Source organism: Bradyrhizobium sp. SUTN9-2 (assembly GCF_003122645.1).
Lineage (GTDB): Bacteria > Pseudomonadota > Alphaproteobacteria > Rhizobiales > Xanthobacteraceae > Bradyrhizobium > Bradyrhizobium yuanmingense.
On sequence record NZ_LAXE01000001.1, the window covers coordinates 3154591 to 3181310 of the forward strand.

The following is a 26720-nucleotide window of genomic DNA, read 5'->3' on the forward strand; positions in this document are numbered from 1 at the left end:
CGAGGATCTGTATCACTCCGCAGCCTCCGCCATGTGCCCGTGCCCGCCGAGGTCCACCACGCGCAGCGTCGTTCGCACCCGCTGCGTGGTGCCGTCCTGGAAGCGGATCACGGTGTCGACGGGGATGTCGGAATCGCCGCGGTAGATGGCGTCGATGATGCCGGCGTATTTCTCGTTGATGACGCCGCGGCGCACCTTTCGCGTCCGGGTGAGCTCGCCGTCGTCGGCGTCGAGCTCCTTGTAGAGCAGCAGGAAGCGCGAGATGCGCTGGGCCGGCGGCAGCGTGGCGTTGACGGTCTCGACCTCCTTCTGCAGCAGCGCGTAGACCTCCGGCCGTGAGGCGAGGTCGCTGTAGGTCGTGAAGGAGAGGCGGTTCTTTTCCGCCCATTTCGAGATGATGGAGTAGCGGATGCAGATCATTGCCGCGAGCGCGTCACGGCCGGCCCCAAGCACCACGGCTTCGGCGATATAGGGCGAGAATTTCAGCTTGTTCTCGATGAATTGCGGCGAGAAGCGCTCGCCGCGGGAGGTCTCGGCGAGATCCTTGATGCGGTCGATCACGACGAGCTGGTGGTTGGCGTTGAAATAGCCGGCGTCGCCCGAGCACATCCAGCCGTCCTTGATATCGGCGACGCTGGCCTCGGGGTTCTTGTAGTAGCCGAGGAACATGTTGGGGTGCCGCACCACGATCTCGCCGACGCCGTGGACGTCGGCATTGTCGATACGGATCTCGACATTATCGGCCATCGGTACGCCGGTGGTATCAGGATCGACCTTGCCCTCGGGATGCAGCGTGTAGGCCCCGAGCAGCTCGGTCTGACCGTAGAGCGTGCGCAGCGGCACGCCCATGGCCTGGAAGAACTTGAAGGTGTCAGGCCCGAGCGCCGCACCGCCGGTCGCGGCCGAGCGCAACCGGGTGAAGCCGAGGCGATCGCGCAGTGCGCGGAACAGGATCGTGTCGGCAAAGCCCGAGCGCTTGCCCTGTTCGAGCGCGGCAAGGCCCGACTTCATGCCGATGTCGAACAGGCGCTGCTTGAAGGGCGTTGCGTCCATCACCTTGGCACGGACGTCGGCGGCAATCGATTCCCAGACGCGGGGCGCGAACAGCACGAAGGTCGGTGCGATCTCGCGCAGATCGTTCATCATCGTGTCCGGCTCTTCGACGAAGTTGATCTTCATCCGGCAGAGCAGACCTTTGCCGAGCACGTAGACCTGTTCCATGATCCAGGGCAGCGGCAGCACCGAGACATATTCATCGTCGGGACCCTTGGGGTCGAAGGCGAGATAGGTGGCGCAATGGCCGAGCACGCGGCCGGCGGCGAGCATCGCGAGCTTCGGATGCGAGGTGGTGCCCGACGTCGTGCACAGGATCGCGACGTCCTCGCCCCTGGTGGCATCGACCAGTCTGTCGTAGAGCTCCGGCTCGCGTGCGGCCCGCGCGCGGCCGAGCTCGGCAATCTTCTCCGCCGGCATCAGGCGCGGGTCGTCGTATTTCCGCATCCCACGCGGATCGGAATAGATGATGTGCTTCAGCTTCGGCACGCGCTCTGCAAGGATGAGCAGCTTATCGACCTGCTCCTCGTCCTCGGCGAAGACCAGCTGCGCCTCGCCATAGTTGAGAAGATAGGAAGCCTCCTCGTCCAGCACGTCGCGATAGAGCCCGAGACTGAGGCCGCCGATGGCATGGGTCGCCACTTCTGCCGCGACCCAGTCCGGCCGGTTGTCGCCGATGATGCCGATGACATCACCGCGGCCCAGGCCGAGCTCGACGAGGCCGAGCGCGAAATCACGCACGCGGGCCTGATAGTCGTTCCAGGTGAAGATGCGCCAGAGCCCGAGATCCTTCTCGCGCATTGCGATCTCGTTGCCGTGCTCCCTGGCATTGAGCCGGAGCATCTTCGGATAGGTGTCGGCCTGCGCGACGCGGCCCGCATAATCCATCATGCCGCGCTCTCCTGCGCCGGAGAGGCATCATCGGGATCGACAAGCACCTCGTCCTCTTCGCCGAGATAGGCACGCCTGACGTGCGGATCGGCGAGCACTTTCGCCGGATCGCCCTCGGCGATCTTCTTGCCGAAATCCAGCACCATGACGCGATGCGAGATATCCATCACAACGCCCATGTCGTGCTCGATCATCACCACCGTCATCCCGAACTCCTCGTTGAGATCGACGATGTAGCGGGCCATGTCTTCCTTCTCCTCGAAATTCATGCCGGCCATCGGTTCGTCGAGGAGGATCAGGCGCGGCTCCAGCGCCATGGCGCGGGCGAGCTCCACGCGCTTGCGCAGGCCGTAGGGGAGGGTGCCGGCGGTGGCCTTGCGCACCGGCTGCAGATCGAGGAAGTCGATGATCTCTTCCACCTTGCGACGGTGCTCGAGCTCCTCCTTGCGCGCGCCGGTGAGCCAGTACAGCGAGCCCGTGAGGAAATTGTTCCTCAGCAGGTGATGGCGGCCGACCATGATGTTGTCGAGCACGCTCATGTGGTGGAATAGCGCGAGATTCTGGAAGGTACGGCCGATGCCGAGTGAGGCGCGGGCATTCGGCGTCAAGCCGGTGATGTCGCGGTCCCGATAGAACAGCTGGCCTTCGGTCGGCTTGTAGCGACCGGAAATACAGTTCACGATCGAGGTCTTGCCGGCGCCGTTGGGGCCGATGATCGAGAACAGCTCGCCTTCCCTGATGGCGAAGCTGACGTCGGTCAGCGCGCGGACGCCGCCGAATCGTAAGGACACGCCGCACACTTCGAGACTGGTAGCCACCAAACGAATCCCTCCCGGTGATGGCGCTTGATTGGCGCTCTTCCGTTCCTGTCAGGCGATCCTAGTACGGTCGTGCCGGCCAGACCATGCAGCTATTGGTCTCGACCGCACCGGCGCCACCTTCGTTCCCGTGAGGGATCAAAAGCCGCATCGCCCGAGGTGGTCCTCAATAGGGGAAAGCGCTATTTTGAAATGTCTCCGGCCTGACAATTCTGCGACAAAGTTGTCGGGCCGAGCGGGTCTTCATCTTTCGTCGGATGGATGGCCGAAGCGATTCTGTTGCAGTGCAACAGGAGCATGGGGTGACTGAACGGTGCGGCTGGCTTCGAGATCATGATTTCAGAGGATCATCTGAAGCGCATTGCCGCCTGGTCGCGTGAGCTCACACCAGCCGAGATCGAGGTCGCGCGCGCCGGAATCACGGAACGGTCCTACGGCACCGGCGAGAGCGTGTTCATGCGCGGTGATATTTTTGCCTATTGGGCCGGCATGGTGGGCGGCCTTGCCCGTATGGGCGGGGTCTCGCGCGACGGCAAGGAGACCAGCCTTGCCGGGCTGACGGCAGGGGCCTGGTTCGGCGAGGGCAGCGTGCTCAAGAACGAGCCGCGCCGCTACGACGTGGTCGCGCTGCGCGACAGCCGCATCGCGCTGATGGAACGCAGCGCCTTCATGTGGCTGTTCGAGAACAGCGTCGGCTTCAACCGCTTCCTGGTGCGCCAGCTCAACGAGCGGCTGGGCCAGTTCATCGGCATGCTCGAGGTCAACCGCACGCTCGATGCCACCGCGCGCCTCGCCCGCAGCATCGCCTCGCTGTTCAACCCGATCCTCTATCCGGAATCGACCGCGCATCTGGAGATCACCCAGGAGGAGATCGGCGCGCTCTCCGGCATGTCCCGCCAGAACGCCAACCGCGCGCTGAACCGGCTGGAGAAGGAGGGGCTGCTGCGGCTGGAATATGGCGGGGTCACGATCCTCGATATCGCGCGGCTCGGGAGCTACGGGGAGGAGCGATGATCTGCGCATTCCCGGTGCTTCCGTGCTCATAGAGTTCGACCATCGCGCGTCGGACTCGCCTTACGTCGAGCGGGTATGGCGCAGCCGGAGCCGGCGTGGCGGCTCGTTCCTGTCGATGGCCGAGGGAAATATCGAGCTTGTGGTCACCAGGCTCCCGGAGCTTCTGGCGGTGACGCTCCGAGGGCCGGTCACCCGCGGGACAGTCGTCGAATGTCCCGCGAGCGGCGAATGGCTCGCGATCCGGTTTCGGCCGGGAACCTACCTGCCGGAGATACCGACGAGCGCACTGATCGACCATCAAAACATGCAGTTGCCGGTGCTGCCCAACGGCCGTTTTCTGTTTTCGGGTCTGAGCTGGGACATTCCAGGCTATGACGATGCGGAAAGTCTCGTCGCTCGCATGGCGCGCGCGGGTGTCATCGCACGCAGCCACGCGACCGATGCTGCGATCGACGGCGACGTCGACTGGATGAGCCGGCGTTCTGTTCAGCGCCACTTTCGCCGCGTTACGGGCATGACGTTCAGCAGCCATCAGCAGATCGAGCGGGCGCGTCGCGCCGCGGCCTTGCTGGTGAGCGGCAGCTCCGTTCTCGACGCGACATCGGGCGCTGGCTATTTCGATCAGGCCCATCTTACCCGCTCGGTCAGGCAACTGATCGGCATGACGCCTGCGCGCCTCTCGCGCGAGCGGCCGCAATTGTCGTTTTCATACAAGACGACTACGTCCTGATCGCAATATGCCTGGATCGCTCCGGCCGCGCTGGTGGAGCAAACATCGGAGGAGCGCTGCGGTGAGTTTTAAGGCCTATCTCGACAATATCCAGGCCAAGACCGGCAAGAGCCCGGACCAGTTTCGCAAATGGGGCAAGGACCGGGGTTTTTCGACCGGGGCGGGATTGGCCGCCGGCGTGAAAGCGGGTGCCATCGTGGCCGCGCTCAAGGACGAGTTCGGCCTTGGCCATGGCCATGCGATGGCCATCGTCGCGCTTCTCAAGGGGAAGGCGTCGTAGGTGATGACGATGTCCAAGTCGAGACATGTGGCCGGCTCCGTCATGAGCGGGCTCGTGATTGCCTTCATGCTGTTTGATGCCGGGATGAAGCTCGTCCCGCTGGACGTCGTGATCAACGCGACCGCCGAGCTCGGCTATCCCCCGTCGGCCGATCTGGCCCGCGCGCTGGGCGTGGTGGCGCTGGCCTGCACCGCGCTCTACGGCCTCCCGCGAACGGCCGTGCTCGGTGCGATCCTGCTGACCGCCTATATGGGCGGCACGGTGGCTGTTCACTTGCGGGTCGGCAACCCGCTCTTCAGCCATATGCTGTTCGGCGTCTATCTTGCTGGTCTTGCCTGGGGCGGTCTCTATTTGCGCGATTCGCGGGTGGCGGCGTTGCTTCCTCTGAGATCGCCGCCGGTGGAGGTCTGACGTCGTTACGGGGACGCCGTCATCGCGCATTGGCCGGCGCGTGCGCCGGCCACAGATCGGCGCGCCAGCGGATCGCGATTGCCACCATCGCGACGAATCCTGCGCCGGCATAAAGCGAGCCCGTCGCGGAATAGCCGATGACGTCGATCAGGCTGCCGGCCGCGAGCAGTCCGATCGGCAAGCCATAGATCACCATCATGCGCACGCCCATGACACGGCCGCGCAGATGTGCGCTCGCGGTGCGCATCAGGATGACGGCAGCCGAGATCATCGACATGCTCTGGGCGATACCGGCGAGGACGAGGCAGGCCATCGCCACCGGCATCGTCCTGACCTCGACGAACACCAGCAGCATTGCGTACCAGGCCAGCGTTGCGCCGATCAGGAGCCGGGCAATGCGTACGCCACTGACCAGGCTGAGCGTGATGGAGCCGATTAGCGAGCCGACGGCGAAGCTCGCCGAAAGATATCCGAGGCCGGTCTGATCAGTGTGAAAGATCTCCCGCGCGATGTAGGGCAACAATCCGCCCGTGAAAGGAAATGCGGTGAGATTCGCCAGAAAAGCGACGCACAGCGCCGCGCGCATTGCCGGCCCGTTCCAGGCATAGACGATCCCCTCTTTGAGGTCGCCAAGCAGCCGCGAAACGGTGTGGCTGCTTGCGGGAAGATCGCTCGTGGTGACGGTCCTTTTCGGCTGGGTCAGGCAGAGCATGAGAAGCGCTGCCGTGAAGTAAAGGCAGGCGATCGCCACATAAACGAGGCCGATACCGAGCACGGCGAACAGCCCGGCCCCCGTCAACGCTCCGGCAATGCGCGCGCTGTCCTGGGTCGTGCGCGCAACACTGATGGCGCCCACCAGCTGCTCGGCCGGCATGATATCGGCGAGCAGCGCGCCGCGAACGCCGAGATCGGAGGGGCGGATCAAGCCCATGATCGTGACGATGATCATGACGCTCAGCGGCGACAGATGACCGCTCAGCGCGAGGACCATGATGGTCGACGACAGCGCCGCATAGGCAAGGCGCATGACAACCAGGAGATCGCGATGGCCGATCCGGTCGCCGATCATGCCGAACACGGGCGCGACCAATGTTCCGACGAACTGGAGTGAAGCCAGCAGCGTGAGCAGCAGCACCGAGCCGGTCTCGACGATGACGTACCAGCCGAGCACCAGCGTCTCGACCTCGAAGGCCCAGGAGGTGAGCAGATCGGACGGCCACTGGAAGCGGTAGTTGCGGATGCGGAATGGCGCGAGCGCCGAAGGTCGTGCAGTGGCGCTCACGACGCGATGACGCGTGTCACGGCGATTTCCTTAACCTTGTTGTTTCTTCTTGCTGTGGCGCAACCTAACGCTGGCGATGCCGGTGTCAATCGCAGTCGCCGCAGGCCGCCCCCGCGCTCGGCTCTTACCTCGCGGCGCTGGCCGCTTTCCTGTCGGCTAACGCACTTGCCATGGCCGAGATCAGAGGACGCATGAAATAGGCTTCGTCGGCGGGCGAGACGTCCGTGCGCAAGCCATGCGCTGCGAGCTCGCCGGAAACGGCCGGGCCGACCGATGCGATCAGCGTGCGTTCGAGACCTGCGCGCAGCTTCGTCTCGCTGCCGCGCGCCTTGGCAACCTCGATCAGCCGGCGGACCTGGCCGAGATTGGTCAGGGCGATCGAGTCGATGCGTCCCTCTGCCATGTCGTCAATGGCGGCGACGATGTTGGCATCGGCAGCCTTGGAATCGTAGACGTAGGGCAGCACCGTATCGACGTCGGCGCCTTGCGCGGCCAGCGCGCCGGTCAGCGCGCTATGATCCTTGTCGGGATAGAGCTGCAGACCGAGGCGCCGCCCCTTCAGGTCGAGTCTGGCCAGCATCTCGATCACGCCTTCGGTGGTCGGCTTCTCCGTGGTCTGCTGCGTCTCGAGGCCGATCTCGCGCAACGCCTTGCCCGGCTTCGGGCCTCGGGTGAACTTGCGCGCCTGGGCGAGCGCCGCGACAAGGGCAGCGTCGAGCCCGCGGGCGCGGGCGAGCTTCATGATGCGGCGCAGGCCTTCGCCGGTCATCAGCACGAGATCGTCAAAGGGCTTGTCGATGGCACGGCGAATCCAGGCCTCGACTGGAGCCGGATCCGGCGCATCATGGATGGTGAACATCGGGCATTGCACGACCACGGCGCCTTGCTCGGCCAGAAGCTTGGAAAACTGCGCCTCCTCGCGCGTTTCCAGGATCAGGATGCGGTAGCCGTTCAAGCGGTCGGCCATGGGTATGCTCCGTTGAGAATTCGCAATTGTCCGTTCATCCTGACTCCGCGGTTGGGATTGGCGCAAGGGCGGGTCGGTGCTAGAGCAGGGCGCAATCCGCTGGATCGTTCCGCTGCACAAACCTTCATCAAGAGCCGAGCCTTGCCCGACCATCAATACGTCCTGACCCTGTCCTGTCCGGATCGCCCAGGCATCGTCTCGGCGGTCTCGACGTTTCTCGCTCATAACGGACAGAACATCCTCGACGCCCAGCAGTTCGACGACGTCGAGACCAAGAAGTTCTTCATGCGGGTGGTGTTCACAGCGGCCGATCTTGCCGTGGAACTCGCGGCACTGCAGACCGGCTTCGCCGCGATCGCCGAGCGTTTCGGCATGGAATGGCAGATGCGCGACCGCGCTGCGCATCGCAAGGTGATGCTGCTGGTCTCGAAGTCCGATCACTGCCTGGTCGACATCCTCTATCGCTGGCGAACCGGCGAATTGCCGATGATTCCGACCGCGATCGTCTCCAATCACCCGCGCGAGGTCTATGCCGGGCTCGATTTCGGCGGCATCCCCTTCCACCATTTGCCCGTCACCAAGGAGACCAAGCGCGAGCAGGAGACACAGATTATGCACCTCGTCGGCAAGACGAAGACCGATCTGGTGGTGCTCGCCCGTTACATGCAGATCCTGTCCGACGATCTCTCGGCAAAGCTGTCGGGGCGCTGCATCAACATCCACCACTCGTTCCTGCCGGGCTTCAAGGGTGCCAAGCCCTATCACCAGGCCCATGAGCGCGGCGTCAAACTGATCGGCGCCACCGCGCATTACGTCACGCGCGACCTCGACGAGGGCCCGATCATCGACCAGGACGTCGAGCGCATCAGCCATCGCGACACGCCGGAAGATCTGGTCCGCAAAGGCCGTGACATCGAGCGCCGCGTGTTGGCCCGGGCCATCCGCTACCATCTCGACGACCGCGTCATCCTCAACGGCCGCAAGACCGTTGTGTTCGTGGATTAGCGAATGGGGGACGAATGGTGAGTGGAGGGGGAGCGCGCCCTATACGCTACTCCCTGTTCGCCATTCGCTTCCTCAGCGCCCCGCGCCGGCCGACGTCGTCCCCGTCGCGCCCTTCTGGGCCTGTTCTTCCTTCTCGCGATCGGTCGCCGGCATCAGCCGCTTGCGCTCGCGCTCCTTCATGTAGGCATCGTATTGCGGCGTGCCGGGCCGCGGCGGCGCATCAGCGGGCAGGCCGCCGGCCCATTGCGGGACGTAGTCGCCCATCCCGGCGGAGAGCTTCTCGTTGACCGTCCCGCAGCCTGCGAGATTGAGCAGGGCGAGTGCGGCGGCGATCGAAAGCGAGCGAGAACGCATGAATATCTCTGGTCGTGCCCCCGACGGGGCGCGGATGGTGGAGCGCCATAGGCGTTAGCGGCAACCATATCTCTCAATAGGTAAAATTGGCCTATTCGAGGGAGGGCAAAGCTGTATACAGAGAAGGTATTATAATAGGCATATTTTGTACTTGATGAGGTCGCCGCCGTTGGTACGGTATACACCGGGTATTTGTCATTGGACGGATCGTAGGACGGGGCATGCCACGGCCGCACTTAAGATGTCCGGATTCTGCAAATGAGAGACTGAATCCTCCATCCCCGGTGTGGTGCGGCCCTCGTAGGGTGGCAAAGCCATCGCCCTCCGGCCCAGTGTCACAGGGCTTTTTCGTTGACAGGACCATTTCATTTGTACAATCGTACAAATAGCTCTCCGCCGTTGTTGAGGCAGATTGCGCGGCTTGCGCCGAATGGTCGCCCAACGTTCGATTGACAACGGGGTTACAGAGGACGCCATGTGGCCGCACGGCATGGCTTGTCCGTGAGTGAAGCGCGGCAAGGACCGGGTACTCGGTCCGCCGCACAAGAGGTGAGGAATGAAGGGGAGGGACATCTGATGTTCGAACGCAGGATTTTTTTACGCACCGCAGCGGTCGTTGCGATCGCGGGCCTCGCGGCCGTCGCGCCTGCCAAGGCGCAAGACACGGTCAAGATCGGGCTGATCCTGCCGATGACCGGCGGCCAGGCCTCGACCGGCAAGCAGATCGAGAACGCGATCAAGCTCTACATGCAGCAGAAGGGCGACACCGTCGCCGGCAAGAAGATCGAAATCATCGTCAAGGACGACGCGGCGATCCCGGATAAGACCAAGACTGCCGCGCAGGAGCTGATCGTCAACGACAAGGTCAACTTCATCGCCGGCTTCGGCGTGACGCCGGCCGCGCTCGCCGCCGCGCCGCTGGCTACCCAGGCCAAGATTCCTGAAGTCGTGATGGCGGCCGGCACCTCCATTATCACCGAACGTTCGCCCTATATCGTGCGCACCAGCTTCACGCTGGCGCAGTCCTCGACCATCATCGGCGATTGGGCGGTGAAGAACGGCATCAAGAAGGTCGCGACGCTGACCTCGGACTACGCGCCGGGCAATGACGCCCTCAACTTCTTCAAGCAGCATTTCACGGCCGGCGGCGGTGAGGTGGTCGAAGAAGTCAAGGTGCCGCTGCAGAACCCCGACTTCGCTCCGTTCCTGCAGCGCATGAAGGACGCAAAGCCGGACGCGATCTTCGTGTTCGTGCCGGCGGGCCAGGGCGGCAACTTCATGAAGCAATATGCCGAGCGTGGCCTCGACAAGGCCGGCATCAAGGTGATCGGGCCGGGCGACGTCACCGACGACGATCTGCTCAACAACATGGGCGACGCCGTGCTCGGCACGGTCACCGCGCATCTCTATTCCGCGGCGCACCCCTCGCAGATGAACAAGGATTTCGTCGCGGCCTACAAGAAGGCCTTCGGCAACCGTCCGGGCTTCATGGCCGTGGGCGGCTACGACGGCATCCACCTGATCTACGAGGCGCTGAAGAAGACAGGTGGCGACACCAACGGCGACAAGCTGATCGAGGCCATGAAGGGCCAGAAGTGGGAGAGCCCGCGCGGTCCGATCTCGATCGACCCCGAGACCCGCGACATCGTGCAGAACATCTACATCCGCAAGGTCGAGAAAGTGGATGGCGAACTCTACAATGTCGAGTTCGCGACCTTCGAGGCTGTCAAAGATCTCGGCAAGACCAAGAAGTGACGCGCGAAAGCGCGTCATCCCGGGGCTCTCCTCACCTCTCCCGCCTGCCCTGCGGGAGAGGTCGACGCGGAGCGCCGGGTGAGGGTTCTCTCGTCGTCGGGAATCCTCCAAGTGGAAAGACCCTCTCCCCAACCCCCTCCCGCAAGCGGGAGAGGGAGTGCAGCACGGCCCTTGGCCACACTTGAGATGACCCTCGACTGCTGATGACCGCAATCCTCACCAACCTGTTCGATGGCGTCGCTTACGGCATGCTGCTGTTCGTGCTCGCCTGCGGGCTCGCGGTCACGCTGGGCCTGATGAACTTCGTCAATCTCGCCCACGGCGCCTTCGCGATGGCGGGGGGCTATATCTGCATGGTGCTGGTCAACCGGATGGGTTGGCCGTTCTTCGCCGCTTTGCCGCTCGCTTTCGTCTCCTCGGCTGCAATCGGCATCGCGCTCGAACGGACGCTGTACCGTCATCTCTACGCCCGCAGCCATCTCGACCAGGTGCTGTTCACGATCGGCCTGACCTTCATGTCGGTGGCAGCCGTCGATTACATCCAGGGATCCTCGCGGGTCTTCATCAATTTGCCCGCCGCGCTCCAAGGCCAGTTCGATCTGTTCGGCGTCGGCATCGGCCGCTACCGGCTGATGATCATCGTGATCTGCGGCCTGCTGACCATCGCGCTTCAAATGGTGCTGGCGAAGACGCGTTTCGGCAGCCGCCTGCGGGCGGCGGTCGATGACCCCCGCGCCGCGAGCGGTCTCGGCATCAACGTGCCGCAGGTATTCGCCTTCACTTTTGCCTTCGGTTGCGGGCTCGCCGGCCTCGGCGGCGCGCTCAGCGCCGAGATCCTCGGCCTCGATCCGTATTTCCCGCTGAAGTTCATGATCTACTTCCTGATCGTGGTCACCGTCGGCGGCTCCTCCTCGATAACGGGCCCGTTCCTCGCCTCGCTGCTGCTCGGCATCGGCGACGTCGCCGGCAAATATTACGTGCCGAAGATGGGCCCCTTCGTGATCTACACCATCATGATCGTGATCCTGATCTGGCGTCCGAACGGCCTGTTCGGCCGCACGGCCGCGCGTTGAGTTCACCGATGAGCGCTGCTTCCGACGTCGGCTACCATGCCCAGCGCCAGGCGCGCTGGCACTACGGCGAAATCGCCTTCTGGCTGATCGTGCTGGCCTGCGGCTTCGCATTTCCGTCGCGCTATCTGATCATGACCGACATCCTGCGCCTCGCGCTGTTCGCGATGTCGCTCGATCTCATCCTCGGCTATGCCGGCATCGTTTCGCTGGGCCATGCCGCCTTCTTCGGCGTCGGCGCCTATGCCGCGGGGCTGCTGGCGCTGCACGGCATCGTCAAGGAGCCCGTGCTGGCGCTGATCGTCGCCGGCCTTGCCGCCATGGTGCTCGGCTTTGCCACCAGCTTTCTGGTGATCCGCGGCGTCGACCTGACGCGCCTGATGGTGACGCTCGGCATTGCGTTGCTGCTGGAAGCGCTCGCCGAGCGCTTCTCCAATATCACCGGTGGGACCGACGGCCTGCAGGGCATCGAGATGCAGCCGATCTTCGGCGAGATCCCGTTCGACATGTTCGGCAAGGCCGGCTTCTTCTATTCGCTCGCCGTGTTGTTCCTGCTGTTCCTGTTGGCCCGCCGCGTCGTGAATTCCCCGTTCGGCCTGTCGCTGCGCGCCATCAAGAACAATCCGCTCCGCGCCGCCGCCATTGGCATTCCGGTCAACCGCCGCCTGGTCGCGATCTATACGCTGGCTGCGTTCTATGCCGGCATTGCGGGAGCGCTGTTCACCCAGACGACCGCGATCGCCTCGCTCGACGTGTTCGCCTTCGAGCGCTCCGCGGACCTGATGCTGGTGCTCGTGATCGGCGGCACCGGCTATCTCTACGGCGGGCTGATCGGCGCGGTGATCTTCCGCATGCTCCAGGAATTGTTCTCGACCATCACGCCGCAATATTGGCAGTTCTGGATCGGGCTCGTGCTGGTCGTGATCGTGCTGGTCGGCCGCCAGCGCCTGCATCGCTGGGTGCTGTATGTGCCGAACCTGATCATCAGGCGGATTGCGGGGCGCAAGGCGATCGTTGCCGTGCCGGAGAGCGATTCATGACCATCGCGCTCGAAACCCAGAATCTCGAAAAGCAGTTCGGCGGCCTGCGCGTCACCCGCGATCTGTCCTTGAAGGTCGAGCAGGGCGCCCGCCACGCGCTGATCGGTCCGAACGGTGCCGGCAAGACCACGGTCATCAACCAGCTCACGGGCGTGCTGAAGCCGAACTCGGGCCGCATCCTGCTCGAAGGCCAGGACATCACCGATCTGCCGGTGCACAAGCGCGTGCTGCGCGGGTTGTCGCGCACGTTCCAGATCAACCAGCTCTACCCGGACCTGACTCCCCTGGAGACCATCGGGCTCGCGGTCTCCGAGCGCCTCGGCCATGGCGGCGACTGGTGGCGACGGATGGGCACGCGCAGTGACGTCAATGGCGAGACCGCCGATCTGCTCTCCCGCTTCCATCTGCTCGACGTCATGAACGAAGAGACCGTGACGCTGCCCTACGGTAAGCAGCGCCTGCTCGAGATCGCGGTGGCCATTGCGGCCAAGCCGCGCGTGCTGCTGCTCGACGAGCCCGCCGCCGGCGTGCCCGAGAGCGAGCGCCACGACATTCTCGACGTCGTGGGCAGCCTGCCGCGGGACGTCACCGTGCTCCTGATCGAGCACGACATGGACCTCGTGTTCTCCTTTGCTGATCGCATCTCGGTGCTGGTCTCGGGCGCGCTGCTGACCGAAGGCCCGCCCGAAGAGGTCGCGCGCGATCCGCAGGTGAAGGCGGTCTATCTCGGCGAGGAGGCGGTCGATGTCTGACCTGCTCGCGATCGATTCGCTTCGCGCCGGCTACGGCGAGGCGGTGGTGCTGCCGAAGATGACGCTCCGCCTCGCCGAAGGACAGGTGCTGGCGCTGCTCGGGCGCAACGGCACCGGCAAGACCACGCTGATCAACTCCATCGTCGGCGTCACGCGCCGCTTCGCAGGCTCCATTGCGCTGGCCGGCACCGATGTGACGGCGATGCGGCCCGACCAGCGGGCGCGCGCCGGCATCGGCTGGGTGCCGCAGGAGCGCAACATCTTCCGCTCGCTGACGGTGGAAGAGAACATGACCGCCGTAGCGCAGCCCGGTCCCTGGACGGTCGAGAAGGTGTACGAGATGTTCCCGCGGCTGAAGGAGCGGCGGAGCAATTTCGGCAACCAGCTCTCCGGCGGCGAGCAGCAGATGCTGGCGATCGGTCGCGCACTTACCCTCAATCCGAAAGTCCTGCTGCTGGACGAGCCGATGGAGGGCCTTGCGCCCATCATCGTCGAGGAACTCTTGAAGGCGATCGGGACCATCACCCGGTCCGGAGGTATCTGCTCGATCATCGTAGAGCAGAATGCCCAAAAGATTCTGGGGCTCGCCGATCGCGTTGTGATATTGGAGCGCGGAACGATCGTCCACGACGCTCCGAGCGCCGCGCTGAAGACCGACCCCTCTGTCCTGGAGCGCCATCTCGGCGTCGCCGGGGCGGCGGCCCACTAAGATGTCCAGGGAGTAACACATGCAGCGAACCACAGCCCCCTTCCGCGCCGACGAGGTCGGCAGCCTCCTGCGTCCGCTCAAGATCAAGGAAGCCCGTAGCCGGCTGGAGAAGGGCGAGATCTCGGCCGACGATCTGCGCAAGATCGAGGACATGGAGATCGAGAAGGTCGTGCACAAGCAGGCCTCGATCGGGCTGAAGCTCGCGACCGACGGCGAATTCCGCCGCTCCTGGTGGCATTTCGACTTCCTGGCCAAGCTCACCGGCTGCGAGCTGTTTCACCCCGACACCGGCATCCAGTTCACGGGCGTGCAGACCCGTCACGATGCGGTCCGCGTCATCGGCAAGCTCGACTTTCCAGACAGCCACCCGATGCTGGACCACTTCCGCTTCCTGAAGAAGGTCGCCGACCAGGCTCACGTCACCGCCAAGATGACGATCCCTTCGCCGGCAGTGCTCCACTTCCGCGGCGGACGCAAGTCGATCTCCAAGGACGTCTATCCCGATCTCGACGCCTTCTACGAAGATCTCGGCAAGACCTACCGCAAGGCCGTGAAGGCGTTCTACGACGCCGGCTGCCGCTATCTCCAGTTCGACGACACCGTCTGGGCCTATCTCTGCTCGCAGGACGAATTGCAGAAGGCACGCGAGCGCGGCGATAATCCGGATGGGCTGCAACAGATCTATGCGCGCATCATCAACTACGCGCTGGCGGAGAAGCCGGCCGACATGGTGGTGACGACCCACGTCTGCCGCGGTAATTTCCGCTCGACCTGGATTTCCTCGGGTGGCTACGAGCCGGTGGCCGAGACCATGCTCGCCGGCACCAATTACGACGGCTACTTCCTGGAGTACGACAGCGACCGCGCCGGCGGTTTCGAGCCGCTGCGCTTCCTGCCCAAGGGCAACAAGGTCGTCGTGGTCGGCGTCATCACCTCGAAGTTCGGCGAGCTCGAGAAGAAGGACGACATCAAGCGCCGCCTGGAAGAAGCCGCCAAGTTCGCGCCCTTGGAGCAGCTCGCGCTGTCGCCGCAATGTGGCTTTGCCTCGACGGAAGAGGGCAACATCCTCTCCGAGGAGGAGCAGTGGGCCAAGCTCAGCCTCGCGGTCGAGATCGCGAAGGAAGTGTGGGGGCAGTAAGGCTCCGCCGTTAAGGCTCACCCGTGTCCCGGACGCGCAGCAACGCTCCAGCGTTGCTGCGCAGAGCCGGGACCCATGCTGCTCGACTTGCTGCGCGGAGCTATAGGCCTCAGCTCTGCAGAGCACCGCTGAGAAGCGCTGCGCTGCGTCCGGGCACGAGTCACTTCTCCGCCAGATAGACCCCCACAGAGAGGAGTTCGACCATGGGCACATGCTTGTTCTTCGGGGTCGAGATCACCTTGCCGCGCCTGGCCTTGCCGCGATTGAGCTCGTGCCGCTCGGCGGGCCGTGCCCCTGCACCTCCCACGCGATGATTCCTTCGCAGGCATTGATCATCTTGTCTGCGGCGTCGTGTCCGCCGTGCAGCTCGGCTCGAGCTGATTGCGCGTGCCTGCGCGACCGCGGGCGGACCACAGGAGCGCGGCGAGCAGGGCGACCGGGCAGGCGCGCACGGTCAGGAGGCGATCAGAGGAGAAGCGCCAGTTGTTGCTCGGCGGGGCCAGAGTGGGGCGCGGCTCGCGGCCGGAGCAAACTGTGAAGGAGGCGCTTGGATCCGCTATTCCCTCAGTGGGCAGATTTTGCTAGGAGATTGGTCCCAATCCGTCTGCCCACCGATTTCCCACTCATGAAGAACGACGAAATCCTGAGCCAGATCACCGACTTCTGCCGCAAGGCGGACATGGCGGAATCGACGTTCGGCCGGCGCGCAGTGAACGATGGGAAGCTGGTGCATCGCCTGCGCGAGGGAAAGCGCATCACCATCGACACGCTGGAGCGGATCCAGGCCTATATGGCGGCGTCGATGGCCGGCGGCGTGCCGCCGCCGCGGGGACTTCAGGTACCGCCCGAGAAGCGCGATCCACGAGGCAATTTCCGCTTCTTCGAGAACCGCCAGAAATATCTGCTGTTCGTCCACACCTGCAGCGAAAAGCGGGTGATCGCAGACAGGGTTGCCTTGGAGCTGAGCTCCATCCATCCGCGCCCGCCGGCGCTGCGTCTGTTCGACGCCGGCGTCGGCGACGGAACGGTGCTGGCGCGGGTGCTGCGCGCCACGCACCAGCGCTTTCCGCACATGCCGTTCTACGTCGCGGGCAAGGAGCTCAGCCTGGAGGATTTGCGCCTGACGCTGGAGAAGGTGCCGGACCGCATTTTCGAGCACCCGGCATCGGTGTTTGTGTTCACCAACATGTTCTACGCGGAGGCGCCCTGGCTGACGCCAGCGTCGCCCGCCGCGGCGGCCGCCACCGTCTGGCACGAGGTGCCGCTCCGCGGCGCTTCGTCGGGCGAGTTCGAGCAGCAGATCGCGGAGCTGAGGCCCTTTCTGGAGCAGAACTGGCGCGCTGCGATCAGCCCACGCACGGCCATGCCGCTCTACGAGCGGCCGGTCGTCCTCGTGCTCTATCGCGAGGACCACAGGTTCCTGCTGGATTCGACCATTCCGCGGCCAGGCCAGACTGAGGCCAATTTCGACCTCGTCATCGCATCCCAGCCGTACCGGGCCCTGTCATCGGTCAATTTCCGGGCCAAGCGGATCATTGCACCTCTGGCGCGGTCGCTGCGGCCGGGCGGCAGGCTGATCGGTATCCACTCCCATGGGCAGGATCCGGGCATGGAAATGATCCAGGCGATCTGGCCGGGAGAAAATCCTTTCTCAGTCAGCCGTCATGAGCTACTGCGTGCCGTTAAGTATGAACTTGGATCGGTGGGCCGCGACTTAAATTTTAATGCATACGCGGACAATCGTTCGATCTTCAGGTATGATATGGAAGCTCTGCCCAACGAGGTCACCGGCACCATCGGAACCTCGACGGCCTTTGCAGCGTGGAATGCGGCGGTGTATGTGGCTCAGATTGAGGACGACCGATTGACAGAAATGACTCAAAACGGCCGCACTCTGGATGCCGCCAGGGATGTGCTGCGGAAGTACAACGGGCTCTGGTTTCTCGACGAATCCTACGTCATCTCGCGCCGGCGTGATTGACATCATCAAAAGTAAACATCGCAAACGCCCGCCAGCTAGCGGCGGAACAAGGGGTTACTGATGCGCGCGTCCTATCTCTTCACCAGCGAGTCCGTGTCCGAGGGCCATCCGGATAAGGTCTGTGACCGGATCTCCGATGAGATCGTCGACCTGTTCTACCGTGAAGGGCCTAAGGCGGGCATCGACCCCTGGCAAATCCGCGCCGCCTGCGAAACGCTCGCGACCACCAACAAGGTGGTGATCGCCGGCGAGACCCGCGGCCCGAAGTCGGTGACCAACGAGCAGATCGAGGGCGTCGTGCGCGGCGCGATCAAGGACATCGGCTACGAGCAGGAAGGCTTCCACTGGAAGACCTGCGACATCGAGATCCTCCTGCATCCGCAATCGGCCGACATCGCCCAGGGCGTCGATGCGCTGCAGCCGGGCGAGGTCAAGGAAGAAGGCGCGGGCGACCAGGGCATCATGTTCGGCTACGCCACCAACGAGACGCCCGATCTGATGCCGGCGCCGATCTTCTACGCCCACAAGATCCTGCGCCTGATCTCGGAAGCCCGGCACTCCGGCAAGGAGAAGGTGCTGGGTCCGGACTCCAAGAGCCAGGTCACCGTGCAGTACGAGAACGGCAAGCCGGTCGGCGTGCGCGAGATCGTCGTGTCGCACCAGCATCTGGTTCCCGACCTCAGCTCGAACCAGGTTCGCGAGATCGTCGAGCCCTATGTGCGCGAGGCGCTGCCGAAGGACTGGATCACCGCGAAGACGATCTGGCACATCAACCCCACCGGCAAGTTCTACATCGGCGGTCCCGACGGCGATTCCGGCCTGACCGGCCGCAAGATCATCGTCGACACCTATGGCGGTGCGGCCCCGCACGGCGGCGGCGCGTTCTCCGGCAAGGATCCGACCAAGGTCGACCGCTCCGCGGCCTATGCTGCGCGCTACGTCGCCAAGAACATCGTCGCCGCCGGTCTTGCCGACCGCTGCACCCTGCAGCTCGCCTACGCCATCGGCGTGGCGCGCCCGCTGTCGATCTACATTGACACCCACGGCACCGGTAAGGTTTCGGAAGACCAGCTCGAGAAGGCCGCCGCCAAGGCGATGGACCTCACCCCGCGCGGCATCCGCACTCATCTCGATCTCAACCGGCCGATCTACGCGCGCACCTCGGCCTACGGCCATTTCGGCCGCACGCCCGACAACGAGGGCGGCTTCTCCTGGGAGAAGACCGACCTCGTCGAGCAGCTCAAGCGCGCGCTCTAATAAACGCGACATCCCGGGGCGCGTACGCGACCCCGGGATCCTCATCTATCACGTCGAGATTCCGGGTTCGCCTCTTGGAAGTGCCCCGGAATGACGAGTTCAACAACAGGACACTCGCCATGAACGCGAAGCCCGGCTTCACCGATTACATCGTCAAGGACATTTCGCTCGCCGATTTCGGCCGCAAGGAGCTCTCGCTGGCCGAGACCGAGATGCCTGGCCTGATGGCCACCCGCGAGGAGTACGGCCCGAAGCAGCCGCTGAAGGGCGCGCGCATCGCCGGCTCGCTGCACATGACGATCCAGACCGGCGTGTTGATCGAGACGCTCGCCGCGCTCGGCGCCGACATCCGCTGGGTCTCCTGCAACATCTATTCGACGCAGGATCACGCTGCCGCTGCGATCGCCGCCGCCGGCATTCCCGTCTTCGCCGTCAAGGGCGAGACGCTGACCGAGTACTGGGACTACACCGCCAAGCTGTTCGACTGGCACGGCGGCGGTCACCCGAACATGATCCTCGATGACGGCGGTGACGCCACCATGTATGTCCATCTCGGTCTGCGCGCGGAGAACGGCGACACCGCCTTCCTCGACAAGCCCGGCTCCGAGGAAGAGGAAGTATTCTTCGCGCTTCTGAAGAAGCAGCTCAAGGAAAAGCCGAAGGGCTACTTCGCGGGGATCGCCAACAGCATCAAGGGCGTCTCCGAAGAGACCACCACCGGCGTGCATCGTCTCTATGACATGCAGAAAGCGGGCACGCTGCTGTGGCCGGCCATCAACGTCAACGACAGCGTCACCAAGTCGAAGTTCGACAACCTCTATGGCTGCCGTGAATCGCTGGTCGACGGCATCCGCCGCGGCACCGACGTGATGCTGTCAGGCAAGGTCGCGATGGTCGCCGGCTTCGGCGACGTCGGCAAGGGCTCTGCCGCCTCGCTGCGCCAGGCCGGCTGCCGCGTCATGGTCTCCGAGGTCGATCCGATCTGCGCGCTGCAGGCGGCGATGGAAGGCTACGAGGTGGTGACCATGGAAGACGCCGCGCCGCGGGCCGACATCTTCGTCACCGCCACCGGCAACAAGGACATCATCACCATCGAGCACATGCGCGCGATGAAGGATCGCGCCATCGTCTGCAACATCGGCCACTTCGACAACGAGATCCAGATCGCGTCTCTGCGCAATCTGAAGTGGACCAACATCAAGCCGCAGGTCGACGAGATCGAGTTCCCCGACAAGCACCGCATCATCCTGCTGTCGGAGGGCCGCCTCGTGAACCTCGGCAATGCGATGGGCCATCCGTCCTTCGTGATGTCGGCGTCCTTCACCAACCAGACGCTGGCGCAGATCGAGCTGTTCGCCAACAACAAGGACGGCAAGTACGAGAAGAAGGTCTACGTGCTGCCCAAGACGCTCGACGAGAAGGTCGCCCGCCTGCACCTCTCCAAGATCGGCGTCAAGCTCACCGAGCTCCGCAAGGACCAGGCCGACTATATCGGCGTGAAGCAGGAAGGCCCGTACAAATCGGACCACTACCGCTACTGAGCCACCGGTTCGACCAACCATCGACGCAAAGCCCCGGAGCGATCCGGGGCTTTGTTGTTTCGGGGCATGGAATTCAACTCGCTTTGCAGTTGCGGCCCGTTGATTGCCGATTGACGGCCAGCAGCGGCAGGCGGACACTCCGCCCCGGCGGAGGAAACTATGCAACAAGAACATTTCGACGTGCTGATCGTCGGCGCCGGGCTATCAGGCATCGGCGCCGGCTATCATCTGCAGACCAAGTGTCCGGCCAAGAGCTACGTCATCCTCGAAGGCCGCGATTGCATCGGCGGCACCTGGGACCTCTTCCGCTATCCCGGCATCCGCTCCGACAGCGACATGTTCACGCTCGGCTATTCGTTCAAGCCGTGGACCGATCCGAAGGCGATCGCCGACGGGCCGCAGATCCTGAACTATGTGCGCGAGACTGCTAGCGAGAACGGCATCGATAAGCACATCCGCTTCCACCATCGCGTCAAGCGCGCGGCGTGGTCGACGCCGGATGCGCGCTGGACCGTCGAGGCCGAGCGCATCACGGGCGAGGGCGCGACCGAGCTGGTGCGCTTCACCTGCAACTTTCTATTCATGTGCTCAGGCTATTACAAATACGAAGCGGGCTATACGCCGGAGTTCAAGGGCGCCGCTGATTTCGCCGGCCGCATCGTGCATCCGCAGAAATGGACCGAGGACATCGACTACGCGGGCAAGCGTGTCGTCGTGATCGGCTCGGGCGCGACAGCAGTAACGCTGGTGCCGGAGCTCGCCAAGCAGGCGGAGCAGGTCACCATGCTGCAGCGCTCGCCGACCTATGTGGTGTCGCGGCCGGCGCAGGATATCCTCGCCAACAAGCTGCGCCGCAACCTGCCGGCGAAGTTCGCCTATCACCTGATCCGCTGGCGCAACGTGATGTGGGGGATGTTCTTCTTCCAGCTCAGCCGGCGCAGGCCGGCGAAGGTGAAGGATCTGATCCTCAAGGGCGTGAGAATCGCGCTCGGCCCGGACTACGACGTCGCGACCCACTTCACGCCGCGCTACAATCCCTGGGACCAGCGGCTGTGCCTCGTGCCCGACGGCGACCTCTTCAATGCGATCCGCGAGCAGCGCGCCAGCGTCGTCACCAGCGAGATCGACACCTTCACGCATGACGGCATCCGCCTGAAGGACGGCCGCGAGCTGGCGGCCGACATCATCGTGACGGCGACCGGGCTGGTGCTCCAGGTCGCCGGTGGCCTCGAGGTCAGCGTCGACGGCCGCTCCGTCGATTTCGCCAACACGCTGACCTACAAGGGCATGATGTATGCCGACGTGCCGAACATGGCCTCGGCCTTCGGCTACACCAACGCGTCCTGGACGCTGAAATGCGACCTCACATGCGAATATGTCTGCCGCCTCATCAATTACATGGACCGGCACAATTTCCGCCAGTGCATGCCGCACAACGATGATCCCACCATCACCGCACAGCCTTCGCTCGATTTCACCTCGGGCTACGTGCAGCGCTCGATCGCCAAAATGCCGAAGCAGGGCTCGAAGCGGCCCTGGCGGCTCCACCAGAACTACGCGCTCGACATCGTCTCGTTGCGCTTCGGTCGGATCGACGATGGCGTGATGCAGTATTCCTGATCTTGCTACGTAGGATACGGGATAGCCTCGCGTTCGCTTGAGACGAATCGCGACTTGCGGTAGTATTTTTTGCGCTGCAAGAAGTTTATTTCCGGCAACGTCTGAGTTCCGCGTCGTTGCCATCTAAGGGGAGCGCAGGACATGCATGTCCTTGCCCTGGTCACGCAAAAAGGCGGAAGCGGCAAGAGTACGCTGTCCGTTGGACTGGCGGTGGCAGCAATGCAGCGCGCTGAGCGCGTCGCTCTCATTGAGGCGGACGCGCAAGGTACGATCTCGAAATGGAAAGAGCGCCGCGATCATCCCTATCCCCGCGTCGAGCGCGTTGCCGATCCTGCCGAGATCGAACCGTTGATCGCACGCCTGAAGGCCGAAGGCGTCTCGCTTGCCATCATCGACACAGCTGCCACGACCAACAGCCTGGCGATGCGCGTCATCGCCTGCGCCGATCTCTGTCTCATCCCGGCGCGCCCGAGCCCGGCCGATATCGAAGCCGCAATTCCTACACTGATCGCCATTCGCAGACTCAACCGCCGATTTGCCTTTATCCTCAATCAGACACCGACGCGAGGGTGCCGGCTGAGCGAAGCTGCCACATCGCTAAGCTCGCTCGGCGTGCTTGCACTCCCGTTTATTGCGCAGCGTAACGATCACCAGGATGCACTCGGAGCAGGGTTGGGCGTGACGGAGTTCGCACCGGCGGGCAAAGCTTCGGACGAAATTGTAAGTTTGTGGGGTTGGATCGCGGCGCACTTGGCCGAGGAGTCGGATGATTATGGGAAAGGCGCGCTCAAAGCTGCCTGCTGACGTTGCACGCACCGGGCGTCGCTCGCTGCTGGAACTGGCGGAGGAAGTGAGCCGTGCGGTCGACGAGGGCTTGGCCATGCCGCAGGGCTCAGTCGCCGTCTTCCCCCAAGATGCGCCGCAGATTGCGCAAGAAGCGCCTGCTCCGATGACTGTTCCGGTACAAGAAGCGGCCAGCGTCATCGTTGCAAGACCTGAACCTTCGAGCGGCACTGATCTCATCGTGGACATGGCTAAGGGATATCAAGCCTGCGCTTTGGACGGCATGAGCGCTACGCTTAACTTCGCCAACGACCTCGCAAAATCACGGCTGGCCAGTGTGACATCAGAGGCCAATGAAACCGTCGTCGTGGAAAGCGATCTCATCGACGCGATTGGGACGGCAGCCGAGTGTCGCACCGTCGTGCTCGAACTGATGAAGGTCAATGCGGGCGCGACCTTGGAGTATGCGCGGGAGCTAGGGCGTGCAAAGACTCTGGCAGAGTTGGTTGAGCTGTCGGGCACGCATGCGCGAAAGCAATGTGAGTTGGTCCTGAAGCAAACCGAGTTGCTGAGGTCGCTTGCTCAAAGCATGACAAAGCCCAGTGCCAGGTGATGCAGCTCGCCTGCGCGAAGGGCGGGACCAAAACCCGAGCGGTCGCCGAGATGGTCGGCGACGAGCGGGCCGACGATCGTGCCGAGGTCATGTCATCCTCTTGCGCGCGACGGCGTGCAGATCATCCTGTCTGCGTGGCGCGGCGGCGGCGGAATTCCTGCACGGGCACGCCGCCCCAGCCCCAATTGTCGGTGTCGACCTCCTCGATCACGACGAAGGTGGACTCGAGCGGCTTGCCGAGCACGTCGCGCAGCAGCTCGCTCGAGCCCTTGATCAGTGCGGCCTTCTCCTCCGCCGTGAGCGACGCTGCACCCGGCGCCGTTCCCTCGCGGGTCACTTGAATGGTGACGATGGGCATTGTCGTTCTCCTCCGCTCAGTGGCCGGCGCTCTGGCCGCCGTCGACATGCAGGATCTCGCCGGTGACAAAGGAGGCGCCCTCGAGATAGAGCACAGCATCGACGATGTCAGACATCTCGCCCATGTGGCCGACCGGGTGCAGCGCGTCGAGCTGCGCGTGCGTCGCGACCGGATGCATCGGCGACTTGATGATGCCGGGCGACACCGCATTCACGCGGATGCCGCGCCTGGCGTATTCGATCGCGAGCGACTTGGTCGCGGCGTTCAGCCCGCCCTTGCTCAGCGAGGCCAGCACCGAGGGCACATTCGAATTGGCCTGATCGACCAGCGTCGTCGTGATCTGGACGACGTGGCCAGACCCCTGCTTCTCCATTTCGGCGATGGCGAGCTGCGTGATGTTGAAGAAGCCCGCGACATTGGTGCCCATAACTGCGGCATAGTCCTCGGCCGTGTACTGGGTAAACGGTTTTGCGACGAAGATGCCCGCGTTGTTGACCAGCGTGTCGACTCGGCCGAAGCGGGCGATCGCTTGCGACACCACGCGCTCTGCGGTGGACCGCTCGGCGATGTCGCCTGCAACGGCGAGGACGTCGTCGTCACCCGACGGCTTGATGGAGCGCGCCGTTGCGACGACGCGATAGTTGCGATCGCGAAAACCCTGGACCAGGGCGGCGCCGATACCCTGCGATGCACCGGTGATGATGGCGACCTTCTGCTCGATACCCATGACGGGCTCCTGTTGTTGGCTTGAAAACCTGCGCCAGCGGCGGCTGGCTTGGGCGTTGAGGTACGCTGCGGCAGCTTGCTTGCGAATATCCGCTGCCCGGCAGACACTCTTTCGCGACGCGAACGAATGCCGGATCGATCCTTGCGGAGGTTGTCGCAGCCGGCGCAAACGCCTAGCTTTCAGCCGAAATCTCAGGGGGCTGCGGCGAGCGCATGGATCGTCTGGACGCGATGAAGGTGTTTGTCCTTGCGGTGGACGAGGGCAGCTTGGCTGCCGCAGGACGCAAGCTCGGCCGATCGCCGGCTGCGGTGAGCCGCGCCATCGCCTTTCTGGAGCAGCGGGTCGGCGCCGAGCTGCTGCACCGGACGACACGCTCGATCAAGCTGAGCGAGGAAGGCGAGCGTTATGTCGCGATCTGCCGCCGCGTGCTCACCGATCTGGAGGAGGCCGAGGACATCGCGGCCGGACCGCGCACGGCTCCGCGTGGTCTGCTCACGATCACCGCTCCGGTGGTCTCCGGCGAGATGGTACTGCGGCCGATCCTCGACGCGTTTCTCGACGCCTATCCGACCGTATCGGCAAAACTCCTGCTGTTCGACCGTGCGGTCAATCTGATCGAGGAAGGCGTCGATATCGCGCTTCGCATCGGTCCGCTGGCGGATTCGGCGATGGTGGCGATGCGGGTCGGCGGGATCAGCCGCGTCGTGGTGGCAGCTCCCCGCTACCTGAAACAACATCCGCGCATCACCGAGCCGGGCGATCTCGCCAAACACCAGATCGTCGCGATGGCGCATCTGCCCAATTCCTGGACCTTTGCGCCGCAGCCGGGCTCATCGGCGCCGCGCACCGTGCAGTTCACCCCGCGGCTCGTCGTCAACAGCACCTATGCGGCAGTGGCCTCCACTGTGGCCGGGCGCGGCGTGGCGCGGATGTATTCGTACCAAGTGGCCGAGCAGGTCTCGCGCCGCGAGCTCGAGATCGTGCTGGCGGACGACGAGGATCCGGAGATGCCGGCGCATCTGATCTGCCCGCAGGGCCGGCTTTCGGTGCCCAAGGTGCGCGCCTTCACCGACTTCGCCGTGCCCCGGCTGAAGAAGCAGTTTGCGCTGCTGAAGCAGAGCACCAAGGCGCGTTGAGCCGCTTCATGCCCCCGCAATGCGCGTTTTCGCGTATACGGCGGGGCGGCTGAATCGGCGATGGTTCCTGAACGGTTAACGCCGATTTAACGGATGAGTCCTACCCTGTCTCGGCCGGGGTTACTCGCAAGGCCGAGGTGAGCCCAATGGAAGCCCAGAGAATAGCGGTCGACGCCGTCGTCGCGCTGACCGATTGCGACCGCGACGCCGTCATCGCCTTCATCCGCCGCCTCTATCTCGCCGGCGTCACCGACCCCAAGCGCCTGACCTTCAAGGGCCTGCAGGCGCTGTCGCGGGCTTGATTCGGCTCGTTTCGGCCGGTTTAGACCCCCAGTCCATCCCCTTGCTCTCCCCGGCGTGATTGCAACCCAGCGGTGAATATCTTGCCGCTCCGGCCGGGTCGGGCTACACGACACCCCGGCTGGGTCACTTGGGGATTGGGGAAATGTTGAAACAGCTTTTTGCGCCGCAGCTCGTCATTTTGTACGTGCTTGCGGCTTCGACGATTTATGTCCACTTCCGCGGCAAGCAGCGGCTGCGCTTCGCGCGCCAGCTCGGCGATCATTCGACCTATCTCGCACCTTACAATGTGCTGATGTATGCGGGCTCGGCGGTGCCGAACAAGCCGGTGATCTCGGTCGATCAGTTTCCGGAGCTGAAGCCCCTCCGCGAGAACTGGGAGACCATCCGCGACGAAGCCGTGCGCCTGTTCGATGAAGGTTTTATCCGCGCGGCGGCGAAGAACAACGATTGGGGCTTCTACTCGTTCTTCAAGAGCGGCTGGAAGCGGTTCTACCTGAAATGGTACGACGACTTCCTGCCGTCGGCGAACACGCTGTGCCCGAAGACGGTGGAGCTGCTCAAATCGATCCCGAGCGTGCATGGCGCGATGTTCGCGATGCTGCCGCCCGGCGGCAAGCTCGGCGCTCACCGTGATCCCTTCGCCGGCTCTCTGCGCTATCACCTCGGCCTGGTCACGCCGAACTCGAACAAGTGCCGGATCCTCGTCGATGGCGTCGAATGCGTCTGGCGTGATGGCGAGGCCTTCATGTTCGACGAGACCTTCATCCACAGCGCCGAGAATGCGACCGACGTCAACCGCATCATCCTGTTCTGCGACGTCGAGCGCCCGATGAAGTACGGCTTCATGACCGCGATCAACCGCTGGGTCAGCCATCACATCGTCAAGGCGTCGGCGACCCAGAATGTCGACGGTGAGCACGTCGGCGTGCTCAACAATGTGTTCGGCAAGCTCTACGAGATCCACCTCGCCAGCCGCAAGGTGAAGGAATGGAACCGCAACGTCTACTACACGCTGAAATACGCGCTGGCGGCGCTGATCCTCGGCCTCATCGTGTATTCGGCACTGAACTGAGGCAAATGCGCGGGGCGGATCAGCGAAGCTTGGTCGGCCGTTGCCTCATCTCGATCCGCC

The 26720-nt window shown here is 63.9% G+C and carries 28 protein-coding genes; 20 read left to right on the forward strand and 8 right to left on the reverse strand.

Annotated elements, in window-relative coordinates; translation table 11 throughout:
• Window positions 1-12: 12 nt before the first annotated feature.
• Both XF30_RS14420 and XF30_RS14425 read right to left on the reverse strand, forming a co-directional pair.
• Window positions 13-1944, reverse strand: coding sequence for a long-chain fatty acid--CoA ligase (locus tag XF30_RS14420; protein ID WP_109143116.1), 1932 nt, complete (start codon window positions 1942-1944; stop codon window positions 13-15).
• A complete protein-coding gene (locus tag XF30_RS14425; protein ID WP_109145712.1) occupies window positions 1941-2762 on the reverse strand; it encodes an ABC transporter ATP-binding protein in 822 nt (273 codons plus the stop codon). The genes XF30_RS14420 and XF30_RS14425 overlap by 4 nt, the downstream gene beginning before the upstream one ends.
• Window positions 2763-3095: 333 nt before the next feature.
• On the opposite strand from XF30_RS14425, the gene XF30_RS14430 reads away from it, so the two are divergent.
• From XF30_RS14430 to XF30_RS14445, 4 genes are all read left to right on the forward strand, one after another.
• Window positions 3096-3776, forward strand: a complete 681-nt coding sequence (locus XF30_RS14430; RefSeq protein ID WP_036015705.1) for a Crp/Fnr family transcriptional regulator — start codon at window positions 3096-3098, stop codon at window positions 3774-3776.
• Window positions 3777-3798: 22 nt separating this feature from the next.
• Window positions 3799-4506, forward strand: coding sequence for a helix-turn-helix domain-containing protein (locus XF30_RS14435; RefSeq protein WP_158284382.1), 708 nt, complete (start codon window positions 3799-3801; stop codon window positions 4504-4506).
• Window positions 4507-4567: 61 nt separating this feature from the next.
• The gene (locus XF30_RS14440) at window positions 4568-4786 is read left to right on the forward strand and encodes a DUF4287 domain-containing protein (RefSeq protein ID WP_036015710.1); all 219 of its coding nucleotides are present in this window, start codon (window positions 4568-4570) and stop codon (window positions 4784-4786) included.
• Between the two features lie 9 nt (window positions 4787-4795).
• Window positions 4796-5197: a DoxX family protein gene (locus XF30_RS14445; protein ID WP_370058344.1), complete on the forward strand. Its 402-nt coding sequence runs from the start codon at window positions 4796-4798 to the stop codon at window positions 5195-5197.
• Between the two features lie 19 nt (window positions 5198-5216).
• Here XF30_RS14445 and XF30_RS14450 read toward each other — a convergent pair whose 3' ends face one another.
• A complete protein-coding gene (locus XF30_RS14450; protein WP_109143118.1) occupies window positions 5217-6479 on the reverse strand; it encodes an MFS transporter in 1263 nt (420 codons plus the stop codon).
• Window positions 6480-6603: 124 nt separating this feature from the next.
• Window positions 6604-7446: a uroporphyrinogen-III synthase gene (locus tag XF30_RS14455; protein ID WP_109143119.1), complete on the reverse strand. Its 843-nt coding sequence runs from the start codon at window positions 7444-7446 to the stop codon at window positions 6604-6606.
• 141 nt (window positions 7447-7587) lie between these two features.
• On the opposite strand from XF30_RS14455, the gene purU reads away from it, so the two are divergent.
• Window positions 7588-8451, forward strand: a complete 864-nt coding sequence (gene purU, locus XF30_RS14460) for a formyltetrahydrofolate deformylase (RefSeq protein WP_109143120.1) — start codon at window positions 7588-7590, stop codon at window positions 8449-8451.
• A 72-nt stretch (window positions 8452-8523) separates the two neighbouring features.
• Here purU and XF30_RS14465 read toward each other — a convergent pair whose 3' ends face one another.
• Window positions 8524-8805, reverse strand: a complete 282-nt coding sequence (locus XF30_RS14465) for a hypothetical protein (protein ID WP_036015722.1) — start codon at window positions 8803-8805, stop codon at window positions 8524-8526.
• Between the two features lie 576 nt (window positions 8806-9381).
• Between XF30_RS14465 and XF30_RS14470 the strand changes: the two genes are divergently transcribed.
• The 6 genes from XF30_RS14470 to XF30_RS14495 all read left to right on the forward strand — a co-directional run bounded on the left by XF30_RS14470 (window position 9382) and on the right by XF30_RS14495 (window position 15269).
• Complete coding sequence (locus tag XF30_RS14470) at window positions 9382-10560, forward strand: ABC transporter substrate-binding protein (RefSeq protein WP_036015725.1); 1179 nt, start codon at window positions 9382-9384, stop codon at window positions 10558-10560.
• Window positions 10561-10763: 203 nt separating this feature from the next.
• On the forward strand, window positions 10764-11633 hold the full coding sequence (locus XF30_RS14475; RefSeq protein WP_036015727.1) for a branched-chain amino acid ABC transporter permease: 870 nt from the start codon (window positions 10764-10766) through the stop codon (window positions 11631-11633).
• 8 nt (window positions 11634-11641) lie between these two features.
• Window positions 11642-12670 carry a branched-chain amino acid ABC transporter permease gene (locus XF30_RS14480; protein WP_057028721.1) on the forward strand — a complete coding sequence of 343 codons (1029 nt, stop codon included), beginning with the start codon at window positions 11642-11644 and terminating at the stop codon, window positions 12668-12670.
• Window positions 12667-13422, forward strand: a complete 756-nt coding sequence (locus tag XF30_RS14485; RefSeq protein ID WP_109143121.1) for an ABC transporter ATP-binding protein — start codon at window positions 12667-12669, stop codon at window positions 13420-13422. The genes XF30_RS14480 and XF30_RS14485 overlap by 4 nt, the downstream gene beginning before the upstream one ends.
• A complete protein-coding gene (locus tag XF30_RS14490; RefSeq protein WP_036029900.1) occupies window positions 13415-14131 on the forward strand; it encodes an ABC transporter ATP-binding protein in 717 nt (238 codons plus the stop codon). Before XF30_RS14485 ends, XF30_RS14490 begins: the two co-directional genes overlap by 8 nt.
• 19 nt (window positions 14132-14150) lie before the next feature.
• On the forward strand, window positions 14151-15269 hold the full coding sequence (locus tag XF30_RS14495) for a cobalamin-independent methionine synthase II family protein (RefSeq protein ID WP_036015736.1): 1119 nt from the start codon (window positions 14151-14153) through the stop codon (window positions 15267-15269).
• Window positions 15270-15429: 160 nt separating this feature from the next.
• Here the strand turns inward: XF30_RS14495 and XF30_RS38135 are convergent, their stop codons facing one another.
• A complete protein-coding gene (locus tag XF30_RS38135; RefSeq protein WP_157784118.1) occupies window positions 15430-15576 on the reverse strand; it encodes a hypothetical protein in 147 nt (48 codons plus the stop codon).
• Between the two features lie 318 nt (window positions 15577-15894).
• Between XF30_RS38135 and XF30_RS14500 the strand changes: the two genes are divergently transcribed.
• The 6 genes from XF30_RS14500 (at window position 15895) to XF30_RS14525 (ending at window position 23064) form a co-directional block, all read left to right on the forward strand.
• Window positions 15895-17250, forward strand: a complete 1356-nt coding sequence (locus tag XF30_RS14500) for a hypothetical protein (RefSeq protein ID WP_109143122.1) — start codon at window positions 15895-15897, stop codon at window positions 17248-17250.
• Window positions 17251-17310: 60 nt separating this feature from the next.
• Window positions 17311-18507, forward strand: a complete 1197-nt coding sequence (gene metK, locus XF30_RS14505; RefSeq protein WP_036015759.1) for a methionine adenosyltransferase — start codon at window positions 17311-17313, stop codon at window positions 18505-18507.
• A 119-nt stretch (window positions 18508-18626) separates the two neighbouring features.
• Window positions 18627-20048: an adenosylhomocysteinase gene (gene ahcY / locus XF30_RS14510; RefSeq protein ID WP_036015760.1), complete on the forward strand. Its 1422-nt coding sequence runs from the start codon at window positions 18627-18629 to the stop codon at window positions 20046-20048.
• A gap of 159 nt (window positions 20049-20207) precedes the next feature.
• Window positions 20208-21668: a flavin-containing monooxygenase gene (locus tag XF30_RS14515; RefSeq protein WP_109143123.1), complete on the forward strand. Its 1461-nt coding sequence runs from the start codon at window positions 20208-20210 to the stop codon at window positions 21666-21668.
• Between the two features lie 141 nt (window positions 21669-21809).
• Entirely contained in the window at window positions 21810-22472 is a 663-nt protein-coding gene (locus tag XF30_RS14520; RefSeq protein WP_109143124.1) for a nucleotide-binding protein, read from the forward strand.
• On the forward strand, window positions 22441-23064 hold the full coding sequence (locus XF30_RS14525) for a phasin family protein (RefSeq protein WP_192893138.1): 624 nt from the start codon (window positions 22441-22443) through the stop codon (window positions 23062-23064). Before XF30_RS14520 ends, XF30_RS14525 begins: the two co-directional genes overlap by 32 nt.
• Before the next feature lie 121 nt (window positions 23065-23185).
• Here the strand turns inward: XF30_RS14525 and XF30_RS14530 are convergent, their stop codons facing one another.
• Window positions 23186-23422, reverse strand: coding sequence for a tautomerase family protein (locus tag XF30_RS14530; RefSeq protein WP_192893139.1), 237 nt, complete (start codon window positions 23420-23422; stop codon window positions 23186-23188).
• 16 nt (window positions 23423-23438) lie between these two features.
• Entirely contained in the window at window positions 23439-24149 is a 711-nt protein-coding gene (locus XF30_RS14535; protein ID WP_036015767.1) for an SDR family NAD(P)-dependent oxidoreductase, read from the reverse strand.
• 212 nt (window positions 24150-24361) lie between these two features.
• Between XF30_RS14535 and XF30_RS14540 the strand changes: the two genes are divergently transcribed.
• From XF30_RS14540 to XF30_RS14545, 3 genes are all read left to right on the forward strand, one after another.
• Complete coding sequence (locus XF30_RS14540; protein ID WP_109143126.1) at window positions 24362-25285, forward strand: LysR family transcriptional regulator; 924 nt, start codon at window positions 24362-24364, stop codon at window positions 25283-25285.
• Between the two features lie 146 nt (window positions 25286-25431).
• Window positions 25432-25587: a hypothetical protein gene (locus tag XF30_RS38500; RefSeq protein WP_007612486.1), complete on the forward strand. Its 156-nt coding sequence runs from the start codon at window positions 25432-25434 to the stop codon at window positions 25585-25587.
• Between the two features lie 143 nt (window positions 25588-25730).
• Complete coding sequence (locus XF30_RS14545) at window positions 25731-26660, forward strand: aspartyl/asparaginyl beta-hydroxylase domain-containing protein (protein WP_109143127.1); 930 nt, start codon at window positions 25731-25733, stop codon at window positions 26658-26660.
• Window positions 26661-26720 lie beyond the last annotated feature (60 nt).